We start from the raw sequence: 21,588 nt of genomic DNA on the forward strand, positions 1-21,588 counted from the left end.
ATTTAAAAATATGCCGTAATAGCAGATTGGTTTAATACTTATATTTTAAATAGAGTGTATTTCTTGAGAGAATAGAATTCAGAATCGGTAATAGACTATAGATTGCTATATAGAATTATAGATTTCTATAGAGATGGTGGTTAGTATTTCCAGTATCTGCTAAGAGCTGCATTGAAGCTGATGCGGTTTTGGCGCTATGCTTCCTTCGTTTCACACTTGTATTAAATTATTAAAATAATATACGACGACGTGCTGTGCTCTTACGTCTTATTTTAGGCTAAGATAAGATCTTTTCTAATTTAGGCTTTAACTTAATGCTACCAAGTTTCGAAAAATCTAGTCAGTTGATTCATTTATTTTAAGTTATATACTTTTTCATCTTTAGCAACATTTTTGTAGATTGTCCTCTTTCTAACGCATTAATAGGTTCTTATGATCACTACCTCATAATCTAATCATGATACTTAACCTAATAGCCATAGTATCTTATCGAAGCAGCATATTAATTTTAGCGTTGACTTTGGTATTGCATCTACTGTGTTTTATAGCCTCTTTAAATTAACAAGGTAAACAAGCCAAATTTTAAAATTCCATCAACCGCATTGCTTTTTTTAAAGCATTCCATGTTTTCACTTTTAATGTTGCATCACGCAATAATTCGGCTGGTGCATAACTAACAATCATTCGCAAAGGATCGAAATGAGAAAATAATTGAGATACACGAGAACCTAATAAAATCATAATACACTCTTTGAGATCATTGTGATTTAATAATTTTAATCGAAAACCTTCGCAAACTTGTCTTCTAGTTGCTTTAGCAATGTTTTTAATGAGTTGATTTTCAGCATCATTCCGAACTATCGCATCAGCTAGCAAAACCCCTACTAGACGATTTTTTAAATTATATAAACTATAGCAATAATAATTCATCGAAGGGAAAGTTCGGACTTGCCAGACATCAATGTCCATCAATTGCAAATAGTTACGCTTACCAAACCAACCATTATCAAGATATCTTTTCATAACTTTATTAAAATTATTAAAATTAAATAAAAATTTAAATCTCTTAAGCTATTTCACTTTAATTAGAGAAATTACATCTGAAGTAACATTATGACATTTCTACAAAAAAATAAACGAAATTGGCTGATTTGGTTTGGTATAGTGACTAGCTCGTTATTATTATTATTGAGCTTTTTTGGGATAGATTATCTCTGGTGGCGCAATACCGTTCATGCAGTTATTAAACAGAAAATTTATCGTAGTGGTCAACTTAATTTCCAACAACTAAAAGAAATTATTCAAGAAAAACACATAAAGACAATAATTAATCTGCGCGGAGCTCAACCTTGTAGGAAATGGTATTGGAACGAATTAAGACTTGCAAAAGTAATGAGAGTAAAATATTTTAATCTTCCACTTCCTTCTTGTAACCTACCCTCTCAAAAACGTTTAAAAGAATTAGTTTCACTTTTACTATATGCACCTAAACCTATCCTCATCCATTGCCTTGGCGGCGCCGATCGTTCAGGATTTGCCTCTGCTGTTGCAATGACTTTAGAACAAAATGCTCCATTTTCAAAAAGTCAACAACAATTTTCTATTTGGAATTTTGTCTTCTCAGATAAAAGTGTGGGAAAAATCACTTTCTCTAATTATTTCCGTTGGTTATCTAAACATCAGTTAATTTCTAGTCGACGGAACTTTATAGAATGGGTATTTTCAGAGAAGCCTCATAAAAGCCATTTTCCTTAAAAAGCCACTCGAGGTACCCTGTATACTTATATACTAGCGATATCAATAACAATACCTTGAAATACAGAAGATATCCAACAACTATGTACAGGAAGCATATTATCTGCACAAGTAAATATTAGTAATATTACTTCGCAGAAGTAATGGCACGTTAGATTATAATTTTAAATCATAATGCATGTCTGAAATCACGAAAACATGGAAAAGATATCTTTATTGAAACTAATGCTGTGTCTTTCATATTGGTCTTATAACAGTCAAACATTGCTGTTAAAGTAACAGCACTGGACGATGTAAAGAAAAACATCAATCCGTACAATAATTTTCTTCCAGAAATCAGATTATAAGTAACGCAGCACTTTTCGACAAAAGACATTATCTTCTACCAATCTAAATCTCCTTATTCCTCATGCCCTAGAAAAGGCAACACTGTTATCAGTGATATGATTAGTGAAAACATGAAATACTTAATTTTGTCTCTCTAGTATATTACTACTATATCCAACGTTAGTGTGCTATAAATTAATATTAAAAATTATTTTGACGGTATAATATTTAACACTGCTGATGTATTACATATGATTAATGAAATTCTAACTTAGACACGTCTCTAATCAATAAAGATTGAAGTTCAGTACAAGCTCACGATACACTAGATCGCCTGCTTTAGTAATAAAAGTCACAACTGGCACGACAAAGGATGCTTTTTAAACCTTCATTCTATGCTAGGAACTTTATGTCGGCATTTCTGCTCAATAAATTAGTCATCGGCAACTGCTATTTAAATATCCTCTAGAGAATATTGTACGATTAGGCATTAATGTTCAAGAAAAATCTAATGTGTTAATTCTAATTGCTTTTAGAAACGTTGCTATTGTGCTTCTTTTATTGATACCATTATTCTATTGATAAAGATAATCGAATTGCGTAGCAGGAGAAATGAATGGCATGCTTATTCTGCAAAATTGCTAACGGTGAAGAAGATGTCAAACTCATTTATAAAGACGATCAGGTTGTGGCTTTCCACGATATTAATCCACAGGCGCCAGTACATATTCTTGTAATGCCGTATCGCCATATCAACACCATTAATGACAGCACTTACCATGATGAAACACTTTTAGGGCATATGATAGTTATCGCAACACAATTGGCAAAAGAAAATAATATTGCGGAAAATGGCTATCGTCTAGTGTTAAATTGTAATCGTGGTGGAGGACAAGCAGTGTTTCATATCCATCTTCATTTAATGGGTGGCCATCAAATGTGCTAGTTATCTGGTTGAGGATTATCCATGATGAACGATGTACTCGAAAAAAATATTCAAACGTTATTCGCATCGCTTGGAGAAAATCCTGATCGCGAAGGTTTAAAAAAAACACCTAAGCGTTTTCTAGGAATGTTAAAACATCTTACCAAGGGTTACCAGGAAAGTCTTGACACCTTAATTAATGAAGCCATATATCAATCTGATATGGACGAAATGGTTATCGTTAAAAATATTGAGGTTTATTCTCTTTGTGAGCATCATTTATTGCCTTTTTTTGGTAAATGTCATGTTGCTTATCTACCGAACAAAAAAATTATCGGTATTTCAAAGCTTGGCCGTATTGTCGATATGTTTGCTAAACGTCTTCAAGTACAAGAACATTTAACAAAGCAAATCGCCGAATCAATATTAACCGTAACAAAGGCTAAAGGAGTTGGTGTTATTATTGAAGCTAAGCATTTATGTATGATCATGCGTGGTGTTCAAAAAAAAAATTCAGATATGAAGACTTCCATGATGCTTGGCATGTTTCGAAAAGACGATCGCACTCGCTCTGAATTTTTGAGCTTACTTAGATGTTAAGATATACTTCCTATCCAACTCACTCCATCAGCCGAGGTGGCGGAACTGGTAGACGCGCCGGACTCAAAATTCGGTAGTGGCAACGCTGTGGGGGTTCGATTCCCCCTCTCGGTATTAAAACCAGACTTTAATGAATAGTATTCCCTTATCGCTTTTTATAACTCAACTAGTTAAAATAAATATCTACAAAACACTTATTTTAACATAGATAATTTCACCAGCAGCAGCTTTTGAAGATATAATTTTTCTGTGAGTCAGTATTTTTAGTTGTAATGGCAATTGTTATGAGATTTTTAGCGCACACTAAATCCTTCGGTTTTAAATCGGTTTTAAATAGGTCATAATACTGGTTGTTTAAGAAGCGAAATTTTGAAAGTATGATTTTCTGGTTTTCCGCATCCAATGCATCAAAATTAGTCATCATCTCAGAAGGTAACACAACTACTGTAATTCCTAACAGGTCAGATTTGTCGGGGTATGCTCTGTAATTCCTATAAAAGCAAGAAATCGATTGACATTCACATTCTAAAGAAATTCCACAATAATCCGTATGACTAACACTGATTGTAGCACCTATATAGGATTCGAATTTAAAAGCTAACGATATCTTGCAGCACTCCCCACAAAAATTGATAATAATGTTTTTCCAAAGTAAATCTTCATACAGCAACTGTTGGAAGTTGCTTAATCCTAAAACAACTTCATTTACAAATCACCCTTAGTATTTTTCACCTTGGAAAATCAATAAGTAACGATATATTATTCCTTTTCATTTTATTAAATTATTGAGTAAAGGAACGTAATTTACCTATTTAAAAACAAGAATTTTCATTAAGGCTTTCATGATTAATAATATCTTACTTAACCATATTCTACACCCACCACATCCCTAAAAGTGAACTACAGCTTGATATTGGTTATGAATGCCTAGTTAGTCTTTCTGCGAATTCAGAAATATTTTTCTCTATCAGCTCAGCGTAGCTTATCGCAATAGATTCGCAATAGGTGTAGCAAAATACACAGGAATTCGGACACAAATGTCCTCTACTAGTTCTCGCTTATAGACCCACAACTTTTATTTACTCAGTTGACATCTTCTGCTGAAGCTAATTTAGAATCAGCATTTATTTTTTAGGATTTCATTGGCATTGGCGCGCAAAAAAATGGAACCCATCACATTGACACTGAGATAAAACTCTAATTGCTATACTTTAAGGACAATCTTTTTAGATAGCACAAATACAACGCCGATTTTGATGTACTAATCGTGTTAACCATTGAGCATTCCTTTAATTCATTTTAAATTTTATTTTTTTCTTCTTTGGTTCCCTGCTCAGGTTTCAGAGAATTGCGTAACGTTTCAACATCCCTCATTAACTCACTAAGCAATCTATTCATTTTCGTTAATTCTTTTACCTGTTCTTCATGCACTTTCGTTAACTGTTGAGTCAGCACACTTAATTCAGCAATTTTTATTCCAATAGCGTCATCAGGATTGGGATTAGGAATCATTTCTTCTGGGCTAATCATTGATTTTATATTATTTAAAATATTTTGAAAATCAAATTTCTTACCTAAAGTACTCATGATATGACCTCTATAAAACTACAAATGATCTTTTAACACAATTTACTCTATTATTAGTAGATATTGTAATAACTCTCGAATAATGTTTGCAATGTTATATTTAAACCACCAAAAAATTTCATGCTGTATTTTTCTACTTTCAGCAATCACCAAACTAACTGCGTATGCATAACTAGCTATTTTTCTTCTTCCGTCATGAAGAAATCAAATGATTCATGCAATCAGATTTTTACTCCCGTTTTTAACACAATTGGACCACATTTCAACCTTTTCATGTTCAAATTTTAATTTTATTTTTATAAACATTGTCTGTTTCTATAGGGAATATTAGACAATACTAGATGAATAAGTCAATTTACTATATTCATGTGTTCTACAAACAATTGTAATTTTCTATAACCTTGAAATTCATTAACGTCCAAACGATAAGCTAAATGAACATATTCACACTGAAAATTAGGCCACTGTTTAAGATCAACATGAAAAGCAATACCATCTAAGCAATAGCTATCACCAGGTAGTTGAAAAATGAGTTTTAAATGACGCTGTCCTACTACACGCTGGCTAATTAATTTAAAATGTCCATCAAAGAGAGGCTCAGGAAATCCTTGTCCCCAAGGACCTGCATTCTGTATTAGTAATGCCAACTCAAGTGTTAGCTCATCCGAAGTTAACTCACCATCAGTAATTAACTTGGCTTGAAGATCATCTTCACTCAATTGATTTGCAACTTCTTGAGAAAATGCCTGCTGGAACTCTTTAAATCGACTAGCAGGTAAGTTTAAACCTGCTGCCATTGCATGCCCTCCAAATTTACTAACTAATCCAGCATATTTTGTTGCAATTGCTTCTAATACATTGCAAATGTGTAGTCCAGTCACCGAGCGAGCTGAACCTTTTAGAGTATCATCGTTCGTTTTTGCAAAGGCAATCGTTGGACGATGGATGCGTTCTTTAACTCGCGAAGCAATCAATCCTACGACACCTTGATGCCATTCTTCACGATATAAGCATAAACCAACAGGTAAGTTTTGATTTAAATATAATGTATCGATTGCTTCAAAAGCTTCCTTTTGCATTTGTGACTCAATTAACCGACGTTCTTTATTCAAAGCATCTAACTGATAAGCAATATCCAAAGCAGCGTCCATATTATCTGCTAATAAGCAGGCAACACCCAAACTCATATCATCCAGTCGTCCCGCTGCATTTAATCGTGGGCCAATGACAAAGCCTAAGTCTACGGATCGTAACTTCTCATACTTTCGTCCAGCTACTTCCAGAAGAGCTAAAATTCCCGGATGTGTTTGGGCCGCGCGGATACGTTGTAATCCTTGATAAACCAGTATTCGATTATTTTTATCAAGTGGGACGACATCAGCGATAGTTCCCAACGCTACAAAGTCTAAAAATCTAGCCATATTGGGAGAATCAATACCATGACACTTAAACCAGTTATTTTTTTTAAGTTGTGCGCGAACAGCAAGCATAAGATAAAAAGCTACACCAACTCCTGCCAAACATTTACTAGGAAATTGATCTCCTTTACAATAAGGGTTAACGATAGCATAAGCAGCTGGTAATACCGCCCCAGGCAAATGATGGTCAGTTACTAGAACATCTATCCCTAACTGATTGGCACGGGCTACACCAGCATGACTTGAAATCCCATGATCAACCGTAACAATTAATTCTGATCGACCAGATGCGGCAATATCAACAATTTCAGTACTTAAACCATAACCATACGTAAATCGGTTTGGCACTAAATAGGAAACATTTTCTGCTCCAAATGCGCGCAATGAGCTGACCATTAACGCAGTGCTTGTCGCGCCATCGGTGTCAAAATCGCCAATAACTACAATATGTTCTTGTTTTTTTAACGCTTGTATCAAGCGAGAGACCGCCTTATCAATATTAGATAACGATGAATACGATAATAAACTGTTTAGATCTCTGGATAATTCATTAGTAGAGCCTACATTTCGCAGTTGATAAATTCGTTGTAAGACAGGATGAAAATACTTAAATCTACCATTCGATTTAGGCATTATACGTCGTACAACTTTCTTATACACAAGCACTTCTCTTTCCTTTTTCATCAATTTAACTTTCATCATTTTGATATTCTAAATATCGTGATATCGTAGCAATAACTATGCTTAAAACACAACCTTATTACTCAAGTTTACTTTTTAAAACTTTATTTTTATTAAAGGTAAACCTCTTGAAATAAATTTCAGTGCAATATTTAGCATTAACAGGTATGTCGTAGTTTTGATCAATATTATTATTGTGTGAGTAAATAATATTATTGTATAAGTAAATATGACATACTTGTGTTTTGTCGTGTGGGAAATGTCAATTGAGACCCCTCCAATTGAAGTATTTCTTTAAGTTTTTAGATTATGCTCTTACGCTATAAGAGTTGTGACGCACAGCTTAAAAAATGAAGTGAGTTTGATTCGTCATGATTAGTACTTTCTATAATAAAAAATTCCCCATCTTAGATGTTGATGAGAATTTTTTCTTGCGCGAACAATTTATTAAAGACGCAGAAGCTTTTTTCGAGTACTATACACATCCTGAAGTAACTCGTTATATTCTTGCCTTTAATCCTCGAAACTTAACTGAAGCTATCGCTGAAATTCATTACTGTCGAAATTTATTCAAGAATGAATGTGGAATTTATTGGGCATTAGCCCGAAAAGAAGATGATTATATGATTGGTGCTATCGGTCTTTACATCAATAATCAGCATGATCGGGCTGAAATTTGTTACGATCTTTCCCATCAATACTGGAATCAAGGCATTATGACAAAAGTCATTAAAATAGTTCTTGATTTTTCTTTCCATCACATTCCTATTAAGCAAATCGAAGCCGTTACATTAAAAGAAAATAGCGCATCTGTTACGACACTTAGAAAAGTGGGATTTGTATATGAAGGTTCAATGAAAAATTATCGTTACTTCAACGGCCGTTCCTATGATATTGAGATGTTCACCATTGAATCTCGGATAAAAAATCCAACAAAATTCTTCCCTCACATTGGCAATAAATAGCAAGGGCCGCTGATGAGACAACCACACGTACTTATTTCCTTGTATCTCACTGAGATATGAAAACGTTTTATTTATTCAAGGCCTATTAATTCTATATCTCACCAGTACGCTTAATTTTTTCAACTCACGTGCTTACGATGCTCAGTGAGCTTATCACCTTAAGTTTATTATTTTTTATATTGCACCTTTTGCTGAAGACTTTTCAGACCGAATTCTAGGTCTTCATTATTCCATCCTGGTTGGTACTATCTTTTAGGAATCGATTATTTTTTACTTGGTTTATTTGGGCATCATTTCCGTTCTAGTCATCAGTAATAAACTTTTAAAACCAAGTAGTTCCATTTTTTATGGGAATTTTATTGCGAAGACGATCCTCTCCGGAATGCAGGATTCACCTTGCTTTATATCGGCGTCAATTTAGATGGTCTCCTTACTCCAGGTAGTGTACAAGCTTCATTCAATAGGTATGCAGTTAGGTCCTTACTTTTATCACTGTTGGAACTAAGATAATTACTGCTGTATTCACTTTTTTTAGCTGCCATACATTCGAAAGTCGGGTGTTATCTATTCCAAAATCAAATCACCCGTGCAACATTTTAGCACGTTTAGCGTATTGTATCGAATCAGCGAAGACTGTAACATCATCACTATTCTACATTAAAAATTGGTGAAAGGTACAGTGAAAGGTACATTGAGAGAGAAGGCTATTGAATGATTATCGAAGTGCCATGAGAACCCATATTGCTATCTATGAACACGGCTCCCTTTTGGAAAAAGCAACGCTTGTTAGCGGCTGGTTCGATGAAAATCTCATTCACATTTCCTAGATTTGAATTCTCTGCTCGATAGCAACTTTCGGATACGGCTATTCAGAAGATCAATGACTTAGTGCCAATACGGATTCTTATCAAATTGTCACTATTTTGTTGAAGATAATTTATAAAATCGGATTATCAGCAATAAATCTCGAAAACATATAATACTTGATAAAAAAATTATGTCTGTTCCGCTATACTTACATCAAAAAGCGCTAGGATAATAGGATTTAAAGAGATTAAAATAATTTTCCGTCGTTTTTCGCGCGATCTCTTCAACCGTAATATTTTTCAATTTAGCAATATGCTCTGCTATATAACGTACATATCGTGGCTCATTTTTTTTACCTCGATGAGGGACTGGTGCTATATAAGGCGCATCCGTTTCAATAAGCATCTTCTCAAGCGGTGTTCTTGCGGCAATTTCAGCAACATTGGTTGCGTTTTTAAAAGTGACAATACCCGAAAAAGAAATATAAAAACCCAATTTCAGTGCTTGCTTACTCATATCCCAACTTTCTGTAAAACAGTGTATCACTCCACCCACCACCTTAGCATTTTCTTCCTGCATGATTTGCATTGTATCAACAGGTGCACCGCGCGAATGAATAATCAAGGGTTTTCTCAATTGCAGTGCTGCTTGAATATGAGATCGGAAACGATCACGCATTATTTCTAGTCTACTGGTATGATAATAATAATCTAAGCCTGTTTCTCCAACCGCAACAACCTTAGGATGATCTGCTAGTTCTATTATTTCCTGCACCTTAGGTTCATAATTCACTTTTTTGCTGGGATGTAATCCAACACTTGCAGATACATTCTTAAAACGTTCTGCAATTCCAATGATGGTGTGCGCATCCACTAAATCAACACTCACACAGAGAATATGTTCTACACCTTCAATTTTTGCTTTTTCAATTAACGCGCCTAGATCTCCCTCATAAGGCCTCAAATCAAGCATATTTAAATGACAATGAGAATCAACAAACATAATCTATTTCTATAGTTAAAAATATTTCTTCTAATAATAACCGTAGATTGACTGCAACCACACTTTCCACTAGCTGCCATGCTTTTTGCAACTGTTGGAGTAGCAAAAGCGTTTTTCTTCGAGGAAATACCATCTTTAGTTTTTTTAATAGCGCTAAACGATCCTTGTTTACAACAAAATCATCAGCGTTTAGTTGAAGCCGTAAAATATCCATGAAAATAATTATTAATATTTGTAAAATTAGCTGGAGATTTTCTTTTAATATAGTATCCACTATATCAATGGCATTTTCGCGTTGTTCAACACTATTTAATACTAAGTTGAACAATTGGTCGCGTAATGATAAAAAGTTTGTTACCCCTAATTCAAGTGCATATAAGGGAGCCTGATTAGCAATTTTTAGTAATTGGACAGCTTGAGAAAGATCGATATTTATCTTTTTTTGCAGCCATTGAGTAGTAACAGCACTTACACATGGGTTAAATGTCAATCGTTGACAACGACTAGTGATAGTTGGTAACAATGTATCTGGCCGATGGCTAACTAAAAGTAATAGTATCTGTCCAGTGGGTTCTTCTAATGTTTTTAAAAAAGCGTTGGCAGAGGCGTGGTGCATTACTTCGGCAGGATGAATAATGACTACTTGATGATGATTACAATGAGATGTTTGATTAAGATCGCTTATAAGAGCCCGCACTTGATCGATCTTAATCATTTTGCTCTTCTCTTCCGGTGTCACAATGAAAAAATCAGGATGATTACCAACGCAAAATAGTCGACAACTGTGACAAGTACCACAAGCCACTTCCTTTTTGTTTTCACAGAGTATAAATTTTGCTACTTTTTTCGCAAATCCAACTTTACCTAAACCACGACTACCTACTAAAAGTAGCGCATGTGGCAGCCGTCCTTGTAGATAAGACGACTTTATTTCTTGCCATTGTTTTTGTTGCCAGGGATAAATCATGTTTCTCTCAGATTATTTCATAATGTTAGTAATGGTTTAATCGCTTTTAGTATTTGTTCTTTAACTAAAGATATTTTTTGATCGGCATGAATTACTCGAAACCACTGAGGCTCCTGTCTGGCCATTTTTAAATAGCTTTTTCGTACACGTTTGAAAAATTCCAAACCTTCAGTTTCAATACGATCTTTAGCTCCTCGATTGTTAACTCGATTTAACCCTACTGAAACTGGCGCATCTAATAATAGTGTTATATCTGGTTTTAGGTCTCCATGCACCCATTTAGCTAATTTTTTAATATGGTTAACAGGAATTCCACGTCCACCACCTTGATACGCAAAACTGGCGTCAGTAAAACGATCTGATAATACCCACTTCCCTCTCCGCAAAGCAGGCAAAACCACTTGCGCAATATTCTGTGCACGTCCCGCGAATATGAGTAATAATTCGGTGTCAGGACACATCATTTCTGTGTAATGATCCAATAAAATACGACGAATTGCTTCCGCAATCAGCGTTCCTCCCGGCTCTCGCGTAATGATATAAGGAATATTCATTAAATCCAGTTGCTCACGCACATAATTAAGTGCTGTTGTTTTTCCAACCCCTTCAATTCCCTCAAATGAAATAAAACGACCTCCTTCAGTTCTTTCCATCCTTCTCCCCAATCAATTCAAAATAGCATTGCCCCTAAAAATTGCCCCTAAAAAAGGTGATAGTGCCATACGTACTTCTCCTTATCTACATTATTTACTACCTAGTGATTTCTATATCTTACTAAAAGATATGACTTTCATCACCTCTTGCTACTTGAGCGCAGCCGGAGTGCGGATACACACGACGACATATCAATAAGCGTCAGCGTAGGTACTTAAGCTATAATGCCAGTAGACATTATAAGCCGTATTTGTTATTAAATCTTCTTTAAAATATATAATCTTGCGCAAAAGGCTATCGGTAAGGTGACCTAAACCATATAAAATCACCAGATCTGCTTGTATGACGGTATTTTTCTTTCTTAAGAAACGCAAAAATTCCAGGGAAATTTTGGGTGATCTTCTAACTTATAGTTGGTAATGCAATTTTTTCATTAATAAAACCACAATCGAAACTTGATAGGAATTTGCATGATGTGTAGGTTATGATACGAGCTAATTTAGCACAATACTTTTTTGTGTTCTGCCTTGTGATATTAAGATTGCTGCGTATATTAACAAACTTTACAGAGCATAATCTAGAGCATAATCTCGAGCAAACAAGCACGAGTCAGGAGAAATAATTTTTCGGATACTAGCTAATTGAAATGACCTAATTTGGTCATTATTAATTTGTTAGGATAGTGATTATGTGTTTAAAAAGATGTGAATTTTCATTAAGTGTTGCTTTTTCCTAATGGAATATCTACAATCTTCAATGTCTACCTCTTTCAATACAAGCAGAACTGTGCTATTTTGATTTTACAGCACAGTGTTGTCCGGATAAATTTCATGGTGTCACGCTCGTGTTATTTGATGTGCCTCGTTTTAAAGCGGGTCTTTTATCGATTCTGGCTAATCCTGGCTAATTTATAGATGGAATTGGGGGTATTGAAGTGATACGAGTTAATATAAATGATTTGTTAGGAATAAATGATTTGTTAGGAGTAGTGAAGTAGCACAATCCTATTCTAGATGATATTTAGATAGTTATTTATTGTCTATTTGACTTCTTTTTCTGATTAAATATATACGTATAGTAAACATACGTATAGTAAACCACATTTCCAAGTAGGATCACTATTTATGATAGTAGGAATGATTAGAACAATTTTCCTACCAATACAAATACCTACAAATATCACGTCCTTTTTAGTATGATTGTTCCATTAGTTCCACCAAATCCAAATGAATTAGACATCACTGTATCAATTCTCATTTGACGTGCTTCTTTAGGCACAAAATCCAAATCGCAATCGTCAGCTGGATCTTCAAGGTTGATGGTTGGGGGAGCAACGTTGTTTTGAATGGCTAAAATAGAAATGACCGTTTCAACAGCCCCTGCTGCCCCAAGCATATGTCCTGTCATCGATTTTGTAGAACTGATAGCTAACTTATAGGCATAATCTCCAAAGGTTTTTTTGATAGCTAATGCTTCAAGAGGGTCTGCAGCTGAAGTTGAAGTGCCATGCGCATTGATATAATCAACACCTTCTAAAGAAATACCGGCATCTATGAGAGAATTTTTCATACAAGCCTGAAAACCTTCGCCGTTCGGATTGGGTGCTGTCACATGATAAGCATCTCCACTCATTCCAAAGCCAATCACTTCAGCATAAATTGTCGCATTACGTTTCCTTGCATATTCTAATTCCTCAAGCACTACGCAAGCTGCCCCTTCTCCTAACACAAATCCATCACGGTTTTTATCCCACGGTCGACTCGCTTTTTCTGGCTCATCATTCCGGCAAGATAAAGCACGTACTGCCGCAAATCCACCAATACCCAAAGGTGTAGTTGCCATTTCAGTGCCACCAGCAATCATTGCATCTGCATCATTATGGGCAATAATTCGAAACGCGTGCCCGATGTTATGAAGACCAGTAGCACAAGCAGTAACGATCGAAATATTCGGTCCTTTAAGGTTAAATTTCATCGAAACTATGCCGGAAGCCATATTAATAATAGCTCCAGGAATAAAAAATGGAGAAATCTTTCGAGAACCTAATTCCAGCAGTCTCTTGTGACTTTCTTCAATCCACGGCATACCACCAATCCCTGAACCAATGGCAACACCAATACGATGTGCATTCTTATCATCAATCACTAATCCTGAACTTTCAAATGCTTGTCGAGAAGCTTCTGCTGCAAATTGCACAAAGACATCATTTTTATGAGCCTCTTTCGGTGTCAGCGCTAAAGTGGGATCAAAATTCTTCACTTCAGCTGCTATTTTCGTAGAAAAAGCAGAAGCGTTAAAACGAGTGATGAGTCCCACACCACTTTTTCCCTCCAAAAGCGAACACCATGTATCGGCAACGGTGTTCCCTAGAGGGGTGACTGCTCCCAAGCCGGTGATAACAACCCGTCGGCCCTCCAATACCGTACTCCTCAAAGTAGTTTCTAGAGAAACGTATTCTTCAGTTTTATATCAAGAACTGTTTGACAATATACCACCGTCTCAAAATTCCTATCCCTTCTCGCGGTGATAGACTAAGAGAAGACGATTTCATGAGCAAATTTTTGTGTGTTCTTTACCAAATCGGTAATTCATCAATCAGTAGTTGATACATTCGCCGAATGCGTTTTTATATAATCGATCGCTTGCTGGATTGTTGTTATCTTTTCTGCTGCTTCATCAGAGATCTCGGTTTCAAACTCTTCTTCCAGTGCCATTACTAACTCTACGGTATCTAGAGAATCTGCCCCTAAATCATCAACAAAAGAAGCATCGTTAGATACCTCATGCTCCTTAGTAACGCTTAGACCTAATTGGTCAATGACGATCTTCTTGACTCGCTCTTCAATTGTTGCCATGTTTGGGCTCCCCTTTTTAACTTAAAATTGACTCGATGAATGATAACATTTTGGCACTGGTATTCAATCAATTAGCAGACATAGAGATTGGTCCTTTTTATCCATAAGCCTCTAATCCACATGTTATAACATACACATTCCACCATTAACATGCAATGTTTCCCCAGTGATATAACCTGCATTTCCAGAAGCCAAAAAAGCCACTGCTTGAGCGATTTCTCGTGAATTCCCCATTCGTTGCATAGGTACTTTGGCAAGAATAACTTCTTGCTGTTTCCGTGAGAATGCCCTTGTCATTTCAGTTTCAATAAACCCAGGGGCTATGCAATTAGCGGTGATGCCATAGGCAGCATACTCTATAGCGATAACTTTAGTGAGACCGATTACCCCTGCTTTTGCTGCAACATAATTTGCTTGCCCCATATTGCCTGTAACGGCAACCACAGAGCTAATGTTAATAATCCGTCCAAAACGAGCTTTGATCATTGATTTTAAGCAAGCTTTGGTCAGATGAAAAATAGCATTTAGGTTTGTCTCAATGACCGCATTCCATTGGTCCGATTTCATGCGCAGCATGATGTTATCTCGGGTTATACCAGCATTATTTACTAAAATTTCTGGTGATCCAAAATCTGCTTGTACTGTCGCTAAAGTAACTTTTATTGCTTCTTTATCACAAACATCCAATAGATAGCCTTTACCTTTGGCACCCTCCTTAAGCAATATTTGCATCACCTTTTCTACTCCTGATTTTGTCGTTGCAGTACCCAAAACTACTGCTCCCTGTCGACCTAATTCTGCTGCGATAGAAGCTCCGATACCTCGCGATGCTCCACTCACAAAAGCAATTTTTCCTTGAACAGACATTTATATACCCCACTTATCATGATTAGCTTAAACGCCGAATGATTCCTGAAATCATATTCATTGTTTTTAACGACAGAGTCTCAGTATGTGGATCGATTCGTTTGTTTAATCCCGCTAATTTGTTGTTTGGCCCGCATTCTATAAAGAGCTTAATACCTCGCTTCACCATCATCTGTATGGTCTCTATCCAGCGTACGGGATTCACTAATTGCTGGACTAAAGCCTCACGAATCGCTTCAGGTTCTACATGGAAAGTTACATCCATATTATGAATAATCGGTACTACAGGTGAAGAAATCGTGATTTTTTTGAGATCTTGAGCTAAACGATCGGCCGCAGGCTGCATTAATGGGCAGTGGGAAGGTACACTAACTGAAATCCTGATCACTATTTTTGCCCCTTCTGCTTTAGCTAATGCAAGAGCACGATCGACTGCATCAGTGTGACCAGATATTACGACTTGATCTGGACAATTTAAATTTGCTGGCTTCACGATTTTTCCTTTCTCTGATCGCTTACATACGGTTTGCACTTGTGCTTCATCCATCCCAATAATAGCGCCCATCGCGCCTTCATCTGGATGGACCGCTTCTTGCATATAACGTCCCCGATTTTCCACTAATAGGACTGCATCTTTAAACGTTAAGGCTTCAGCACATACTAAAGCAATATACTCACCCAAACTATGTCCTGCCATCATTTTTGGTTTTTCACCACCCAAACTTTCCCAAAAACGGAAAATAGCAACACCCGCCACTAACAAAGCCGGTTGAGTAAATTCAGTCTGATCGAGTCTTTCCTTTGGTCCTTTTTGAGATAATTCCCAAAGATCATAACCTAGTAAAACAGATGCTTCTTGGAAGGTCTCTTTAACTATAGGGTGTTCCATTGCCAATTCGGCCAGCATACCCACCTGCTGAGATCCCTGACCAGGAAATACAAAAGCAAATGACTCCAACATTATTAATCCTGTATATCAAAAAGTTAACAACACTGCTCCCCATGCGAGGCCTGCTCCAAATGCTTCAAGCAATAGCATTTCACCGCGTTTTACTTTGCCTGCTCGAACTCCAGCATCTAAGGCCAGAGGAATCGAAGCTGCAGAGGTGTTGCCGTGTTCTTCGATGGTTAAGATGACGCGTTCTAGTGGTAAATCTAGCCGTTTAGCTGTCGCTTTAATGATACGCATATTGGCTTGATGTGGAATCAACCAATCTATATCAGACTTTTTAATGCCGCTTTTTTCGATGATTTCATCCACAATTTCACCTAATTTAGTAACGGCCGTTTTGAATACTTCACTACCTTGCATTTTGAGATGGAAGGATGAAAATTCCGAATTCCAGATAGTACTTTTTGAAGTAATTAAATCAGCATAATTACCATTAGCATGCAAAACAGTTTTTAAAATACCAGGTTTTTTGTCTGCCTGTAAGATAACAGCTCCTGCACCGTCACCGAATAAAACACATGTACTACGATCTTTCCAATCCACTACCTTAGATAACGTATCAACTCCGATAACAAGAACCGTTCTAGCTTCACCTGTGCGAATATACTGGTCAGCAACGCTTAAACCATATATAAAGCCTGCGCAAGCCGCATTTAAATCGAATGCAGGGATATCATTTCTTAAATTTAAATGTCGCTGAACTAAACAAGCAGTGCTCGGAAAAAAATATTCTGCGGTCGCTGTACCAACAATCACCTTATCAATAGTTTTTGAGCTAATGCCTGCCATCTCAATAGCTCTTTGAGATGCAGCAACCGCCATTGTAGTTGTATTATCAGTGCTGTTAGCCACAATATGACGCTCGCACACACCAACTCGCTGCATGATCCATGCATGTGATGTATCCACTAATTTTTCCAAATCGGCATTGCTTAATATCTGGTTTGGTATATAACTACCGATACCTTGAATGCGCGAATAATTCATTGATCTTCCTTTAAAAGATTACTAACTTTATCCTTAATTAATTGCGGAATATTTTTATCAATCTCAAAAATCGCCTCTTCCACAGCAAAAGTAAACGCATTGATATTAGCGCTACCATGACTTTTAATCACAATTGCATTTAGTCCTAGCAATGTTGCCCCATTATAGCGTTCAGGATCGAGTTGTTTAATTAAGCGTCTAAAAATAGGAAAAGCGGGCATCAAGGCTAATTTTATCCACCAGGTTTCTTTAAAAGCCGTTTTTACGTATTGTGCGATCATTTTCACTACACCTTCAGTGGCTTTTAAGACTGCATTACCTACAAATCCGTCGCAAACAACAACATCAGCGACATTATCAAAAATTGTATCTCCTTCTACATAACCAATATAATTATTAATAGCCTTACTTTTCCCCAAAAGCTCATGCGCTTTTTTTACTAGTTCATTACCTTTGATTGCTTCTTCACCGACATTTAATAAACCTACTTTCGGATTCGGAATGTTATCTGCTGCAGAAGCTAAAATAGAACCCATGACGCCAAATTGATATAAATTCTTAGGGCTTGAGTCAACGTTCGCTCCTAAATCTAACACACGCACCTCGTGTTCATTCTTCGTAGGAAAAGAAGCAATAATCGCAGGCCGATCAATTCCTGGGAGAGTTTTTAGTACATAACGCGCAGTTGCCATTAAAGCACCAGTATTTCCTGCACTTACACAAGCTTCCGCTCTTCCTTCCTTGACTAAATTGACTGCAACACGCATAGAAGAATCTCTTTTACTACGCAATGCTTGAGAAGGTGATTCATTCATGGCTACTTCTTCACTGGCATGAACAATTTCCAAACGATTTTCAAAAGACTTTCCTGTTTCTTGAAAAAGCGGCACCAATTGAGCCTCTTTTCCGACTAAGATGAGATTGACATTAGGATGCTTTTTTAAAGTATGTAAGGCAGCAGGTACAATAACTTTTGGACCGTGGTCTCCTCCCATGGCATCGAGCGCAATTGTCTTTATCATTGCACTACTCTTCGTCTTTGTAAGACTCTTTTGGTATTATAACCTGATGGCCTTTGTAATAACCTTCTGGACTAACATGATGGCGCAAATGCGTTTCACCAGTTACTGGATCTTTTGATAAAGTTTTAGGGCGCAGTGCATCATGCGAGCGACGCATGTCACGTCTCGAACGTGTTTTACGACTTTTTTGTACTGCCATCTTCTCTACTCCAATACTTAAGGGACATATCCTTCTTGTTCATACTGTCGAAAGCCATTAGTAACTAGACAATAATTTTTCTCCTACAAAGTATGCAATGACTATCCTTTCATCAGTCATGAAACAGTTGACAAACCTTCGATAATCGCCTTGTCATAGCATCGTTCACTAGTACTATTATGTTAGCTAAAGGCTTACGTTTATATCACAATAACAATTTGTGAGGCGATCATACACTAACATATCAGCACTAAATAGTTTTTTATACATTCATTTTTTAAACTCATGTCTTGTAAGAACATATTGAATGAACCTCCATCATAGTCATCAAATTTTCAATGATGAAGTACTATACGAGGAAGTGCTTTCAAAGGCAACTAACCTTCTAGCATGACCTATCTACTACAGAATTTAAAAAGATTTATTTTTAAGGACAATCACTTATAACGAAAAATAGAAAAATGGATTGATAACAAATGGCATATTGAGAATAAAGTATATTAATTGGGGTAGGATCGAGTGTTACCGTCATCCCTCTCACCTAATTCATAAGGTCCAAATATTCAATAATAGTAGTTAGATTTATAGTAGTTATATTTCCACTTAAGTCTTTGAAAGATTTTGTTATGACACTCATGCAAGGAAATGGGTGGGAATAATGGAAAAAAATCACTAATCTTCAACATGTTGCTTGCATCAACCATTTAGAGTTCACTAAATGATACGCTCAAAAAGCTAGATATTTCGTTATATAACCGTTCGTAAAATGTAATTTCATCTTCTACAATTCAAGTAAACACAATGCTAGATTCGTGAAAGCGGGTTTAACAATCTTTATTGAAAGACAGACGGGCTCGCTAACGCTAGATTATGGAAACATGCGCAGTCAATCTTTTTTGCGAGCCTACTTGTGCTACTATCAAATCTATAAAGATGATATGATCTAAATAATCAACCAATTCGATATCACAAACTTACAAAATCAAACGAGCTTTCAATTTTTCTTTACAGTATGCACAAATTTGATTTAATAATGCAATTTCATTGAATGCATCCTAAAACACAACTAATTCTCTATAAATTAACAATTTTATCATTACATTGGAAACTAATTATGAACCCTAACTATTTTTATGGATAGTTTTTCTCAACACATTAGAAACAATTAATATTATTTATTGGTTAAATAGTCATGAAAGATAATTTAAAGAGAGTCTAAATAAAGAGAATTTAAATCAGCTATTGATTTTATGTTCGCTTGCTATAAGCTGGATATTTAAAGATATAAATTTTAGTTTCAAATTAGATCACAGTGCTTCTTAACAACCATACATACTTAATAGTAGAATGCGATAGTACCATCACCACACATATTATAGTATTGGAGTATGAGGTTGTTATAGTAACTGTTTTATCAACCTACGTGCCCTCTATGTTTTTAGTCTTTAATAGTGTGTTAATATCGCTATTTTATTATTTTTGTTCTCTTAACTTAAGAATTATTTAGAGTTTTTGATTGTAAAAAGTCTTTTGCTTTTAATACTACGTAAACCAGTTTTCTGGTATGAAAATGGTTGTATTTTATTCGTTAAGATACAATAGGAGTAAATGTCAGGTTTTTTATCTCATAACCATAGAAGGTCAGTTTTTAAAAACTTTCTTTGGAGTGTTATGGAATATAAAAATTCGCTCTAAATCTACAATAAGTATTCTTTCTTTTATTTTCAAAGGATTGTTAGGGTAAACTAAAACTAGTGTAAGTAAAAATAGTCTGCAGTTGACAATGTACATTGAATTGAAATTCAGGATAGCTTTTAGAAGACATTGTAAGATTCTAAGTTCATAGACCAATCATTGGTCTACACTGAGTAGACTTTAAAAACAAATTCGTTTAACGCTGTATATCTGCATACTTCATCACTAGGGCCTTTTTTGTGGTTTTTTTAAAATTTAATGCTTCTTTCATGATTGCTTTCTTGATGCTTTAAGATAAAACAGTTTTAATCTATACTTGTCGAATCTGTTGCGTTAAAAATTTTCAGAAAATTAATTAGATCAATATCTAAAATAACGCACACACCTAAAGATTTATTTTCCCACTTACAATAAATCCCAGCAGAATGCAAAAATAACCGACACAAACCGAGCTTCCGCATTTCTCGATTAAATGATTTATCTCCATATTTTTCATCACCCGCAATAGGATGTCCCATATAAGCAGCGTGAACGCGAATTTGGTGTGTTCTTCCTGTGAGTGGTCTAGCTTCCAACAAAGTGGAGTTGGAAAAAAATTTAAGTGGTCGAAAAAATGTAATGGCAGATTTTCCATTCTGACTTACTTTCACTATTCGTTCTCCACTTTGTAAAATATTTTTTTGAAGCGGCACCTCAAGTCGCCGCTTACCTCCTTGCCAATGACCTTTGACGAGCAAGAAATATTGCTTATTGATCTTCCGTTTTATTAAAAGCGCGTGTAACGCGATAAGTGTACTACGTTTTTTAGCTACTACTAAACAACCTGATGTTTCTTGATCTAATCGATGCACAAGCTCTACCATACGCGCCCCGGGACGCATGACACGTAATGCTTCAATTAAACCTGGTTGAACCACTCTATTACCTCCATGTACCGGCAATCCTGAAGGCTTATTAATAACCAGAAGATCTGAATCTTCGCAAAGGATTCGCATCTCCAATGTAAGCAATAAACTTTGATCTAATATTGACAAGACTCTCCCTTCTACTTTTTGTACTGGTGGCATACGAACAATGTCGCCTATAAGTAAACGATAATCTGCATGAACCCGCCTTTTGTTTACACGCACTTCACCATTGCGAATAGCTCGATAAATGCGAGTTTTAGGAACACTTCTAAGCTGGCCAATAAGGAAGTTATCTAAACGTTGCCAAGCATGTGCTTTATTGATTTTAATAAGAGTTACACTCAAACTATATCCTGTAATAGAGATAATGCGTATGGATTTATTTAGTAAAGCCTGTTATAATTATCGCCTGTAA

General features: G+C 35.9%; 18 protein-coding genes and 1 tRNA gene. 5 read left to right on the forward strand and 14 right to left on the reverse strand.

Annotation, left to right across the window (positions count from 1 at the left end; all coding sequences use genetic code 11):
- Nucleotides 1-582: 582 nt before the first annotated feature.
- A complete protein-coding gene (locus tag CEAn_RS02765) occupies nt 583-1,023 on the reverse strand; it encodes a hypothetical protein (RefSeq protein WP_211923690.1) in 441 nt (146 codons plus the stop codon).
- A gap of 90 nt (nt 1,024-1,113) precedes the next feature.
- On the opposite strand from CEAn_RS02765, the gene CEAn_RS02770 reads away from it, so the two are divergent.
- The 4 genes from CEAn_RS02770 (at nt 1,114) to CEAn_RS02785 (ending at nt 3,721) form a co-directional block, all read left to right on the forward strand.
- Complete coding sequence (locus CEAn_RS02770; protein WP_211923691.1) at nt 1,114-1,755, forward strand: tyrosine-protein phosphatase; 642 nt, start codon at nt 1,114-1,116, stop codon at nt 1,753-1,755.
- A 943-nt stretch (nt 1,756-2,698) separates the two neighbouring features.
- Nucleotides 2,699-3,028 carry a histidine triad nucleotide-binding protein gene (locus tag CEAn_RS02775; RefSeq protein ID WP_211923692.1) on the forward strand — a complete coding sequence of 110 codons (330 nt, stop codon included), beginning with the start codon at nt 2,699-2,701 and terminating at the stop codon, nt 3,026-3,028.
- Between the two features lie 21 nt (nt 3,029-3,049).
- Entirely contained in the window at nt 3,050-3,607 is a 558-nt protein-coding gene (gene folE / locus CEAn_RS02780; RefSeq protein ID WP_369804509.1) for a GTP cyclohydrolase I FolE, read from the forward strand.
- A 30-nt stretch (nt 3,608-3,637) separates the two neighbouring features.
- A tRNA-Leu gene (locus CEAn_RS02785) sits at nt 3,638-3,721 on the forward strand.
- 1,185 nt (nt 3,722-4,906) lie between these two features.
- On the opposite strand, the gene CEAn_RS02790 is transcribed toward CEAn_RS02785, so the two are convergent.
- Both CEAn_RS02790 and recJ read right to left on the reverse strand, forming a co-directional pair.
- The gene (locus tag CEAn_RS02790; protein WP_211923693.1) at nt 4,907-5,194 is read right to left on the reverse strand and encodes a hypothetical protein; all 288 of its coding nucleotides are present in this window, start codon (nt 5,192-5,194) and stop codon (nt 4,907-4,909) included.
- Nucleotides 5,195-5,544: 350 nt separating this feature from the next.
- Complete coding sequence (recJ, locus tag CEAn_RS02795) at nt 5,545-7,272, reverse strand: single-stranded-DNA-specific exonuclease RecJ (protein ID WP_211924175.1); 1,728 nt, start codon at nt 7,270-7,272, stop codon at nt 5,545-5,547.
- A gap of 392 nt (nt 7,273-7,664) precedes the next feature.
- Between recJ and CEAn_RS02800 the strand changes: the two genes are divergently transcribed.
- The gene (locus tag CEAn_RS02800) at nt 7,665-8,258 is read left to right on the forward strand and encodes a GNAT family N-acetyltransferase (RefSeq protein WP_211923694.1); all 594 of its coding nucleotides are present in this window, start codon (nt 7,665-7,667) and stop codon (nt 8,256-8,258) included.
- Nucleotides 8,259-9,278: 1,020 nt separating this feature from the next.
- Here CEAn_RS02800 and CEAn_RS02805 read toward each other — a convergent pair.
- The 11 genes from CEAn_RS02805 to CEAn_RS02855 form a co-directional block, all read right to left on the reverse strand.
- Nucleotides 9,279-10,067, reverse strand: coding sequence for a TatD family hydrolase (locus CEAn_RS02805; RefSeq protein WP_211923695.1), 789 nt, complete (start codon nt 10,065-10,067; stop codon nt 9,279-9,281).
- Nucleotides 10,057-11,034, reverse strand: coding sequence for a DNA polymerase III subunit delta' (locus CEAn_RS02810; protein ID WP_211923696.1), 978 nt, complete (start codon nt 11,032-11,034; stop codon nt 10,057-10,059). Before CEAn_RS02810 ends, CEAn_RS02805 begins: the two co-directional genes overlap by 11 nt.
- Before the next feature lie 17 nt (nt 11,035-11,051).
- Nucleotides 11,052-11,687: a dTMP kinase gene (gene tmk / locus CEAn_RS02815; protein WP_211923697.1), complete on the reverse strand. Its 636-nt coding sequence runs from the start codon at nt 11,685-11,687 to the stop codon at nt 11,052-11,054.
- Nucleotides 11,688-12,867: 1,180 nt separating this feature from the next.
- On the reverse strand, nt 12,868-14,106 hold the full coding sequence (gene fabF / locus CEAn_RS02820) for a beta-ketoacyl-ACP synthase II (protein ID WP_211923698.1): 1,239 nt from the start codon (nt 14,104-14,106) through the stop codon (nt 12,868-12,870).
- A gap of 173 nt (nt 14,107-14,279) precedes the next feature.
- Complete coding sequence (gene acpP, locus CEAn_RS02825) at nt 14,280-14,543, reverse strand: acyl carrier protein (RefSeq protein ID WP_211923699.1); 264 nt, start codon at nt 14,541-14,543, stop codon at nt 14,280-14,282.
- Between the two features lie 123 nt (nt 14,544-14,666).
- Complete coding sequence (gene fabG, locus CEAn_RS02830; RefSeq protein ID WP_211923700.1) at nt 14,667-15,410, reverse strand: 3-oxoacyl-ACP reductase FabG; 744 nt, start codon at nt 15,408-15,410, stop codon at nt 14,667-14,669.
- A gap of 22 nt (nt 15,411-15,432) precedes the next feature.
- Complete coding sequence (gene fabD / locus CEAn_RS02835; RefSeq protein ID WP_211923701.1) at nt 15,433-16,371, reverse strand: ACP S-malonyltransferase; 939 nt, start codon at nt 16,369-16,371, stop codon at nt 15,433-15,435.
- Between the two features lie 15 nt (nt 16,372-16,386).
- Nucleotides 16,387-17,349, reverse strand: a complete 963-nt coding sequence (locus CEAn_RS02840; protein ID WP_211923702.1) for a beta-ketoacyl-ACP synthase III — start codon at nt 17,347-17,349, stop codon at nt 16,387-16,389.
- Nucleotides 17,346-18,371 carry a phosphate acyltransferase PlsX gene (gene plsX / locus CEAn_RS02845; RefSeq protein ID WP_211923703.1) on the reverse strand — a complete coding sequence of 342 codons (1,026 nt, stop codon included), beginning with the start codon at nt 18,369-18,371 and terminating at the stop codon, nt 17,346-17,348. The genes CEAn_RS02840 and plsX overlap by 4 nt, the downstream gene beginning before the upstream one ends.
- Nucleotides 18,372-18,375: 4 nt before the next feature.
- Nucleotides 18,376-18,570 carry a 50S ribosomal protein L32 gene (gene rpmF, locus CEAn_RS02850; protein ID WP_211923704.1) on the reverse strand — a complete coding sequence of 65 codons (195 nt, stop codon included), beginning with the start codon at nt 18,568-18,570 and terminating at the stop codon, nt 18,376-18,378.
- A 2,000-nt stretch (nt 18,571-20,570) separates the two neighbouring features.
- A complete protein-coding gene (locus tag CEAn_RS02855; RefSeq protein WP_211923705.1) occupies nt 20,571-21,518 on the reverse strand; it encodes an RluA family pseudouridine synthase in 948 nt (315 codons plus the stop codon).
- Nucleotides 21,519-21,588: the final 70 nt, after the last annotated feature.

It is taken from the genome of Coxiella endosymbiont of Amblyomma nuttalli, from assembly GCF_018107685.1.
GTDB lineage: Bacteria > Pseudomonadota > Gammaproteobacteria > Coxiellales > Coxiellaceae > Coxiella.

Coding starts and splice junctions, on each gene's coding strand:
- CEAn_RS02840 (WP_211923702.1), bottom strand. CDS start 17,349: ATGAATTATTCGCGCATTCAAGGTATCGGTAGTTATATACCAAACCAG.
- CEAn_RS02805 (WP_211923695.1), bottom strand. CDS start 10,067: ATGTTTGTTGATTCTCATTGTCATTTAAATATGCTTGATTTGAGGCCT.
- CEAn_RS02800 (WP_211923694.1), top strand. CDS start 7,665: ATGATTAGTACTTTCTATAATAAAAAATTCCCCATCTTAGATGTTGAT.
- rpmF (WP_211923704.1), bottom strand. CDS start 18,570: ATGGCAGTACAAAAAAGTCGTAAAACACGTTCGAGACGTGACATGCGT.
- CEAn_RS02765 (WP_211923690.1), bottom strand. CDS start 1,023: ATGAAAAGATATCTTGATAATGGTTGGTTTGGTAAGCGTAACTATTTG.
- CEAn_RS02810 (WP_211923696.1), bottom strand. CDS start 11,034: ATGATTTATCCCTGGCAACAAAAACAATGGCAAGAAATAAAGTCGTCT.
- acpP (WP_211923699.1), bottom strand. CDS start 14,543: ATGGCAACAATTGAAGAGCGAGTCAAGAAGATCGTCATTGACCAATTA.
- CEAn_RS02790 (WP_211923693.1), bottom strand. CDS start 5,194: ATGAGTACTTTAGGTAAGAAATTTGATTTTCAAAATATTTTAAATAAT.
- fabD (WP_211923701.1), bottom strand. CDS start 16,371: ATGTTGGAGTCATTTGCTTTTGTATTTCCTGGTCAGGGATCTCAGCAG.
- folE (WP_369804509.1), top strand. CDS start 3,050: ATGATGAACGATGTACTCGAAAAAAATATTCAAACGTTATTCGCATCG.
- CEAn_RS02770 (WP_211923691.1), top strand. CDS start 1,114: ATGACATTTCTACAAAAAAATAAACGAAATTGGCTGATTTGGTTTGGT.
- tmk (WP_211923697.1), bottom strand. CDS start 11,687: ATGGAAAGAACTGAAGGAGGTCGTTTTATTTCATTTGAGGGAATTGAA.
- fabG (WP_211923700.1), bottom strand. CDS start 15,410: ATGTCTGTTCAAGGAAAAATTGCTTTTGTGAGTGGAGCATCGCGAGGT.
- plsX (WP_211923703.1), bottom strand. CDS start 18,371: ATGATAAAGACAATTGCGCTCGATGCCATGGGAGGAGACCACGGTCCA.
- CEAn_RS02775 (WP_211923692.1), top strand. CDS start 2,699: ATGGCATGCTTATTCTGCAAAATTGCTAACGGTGAAGAAGATGTCAAA.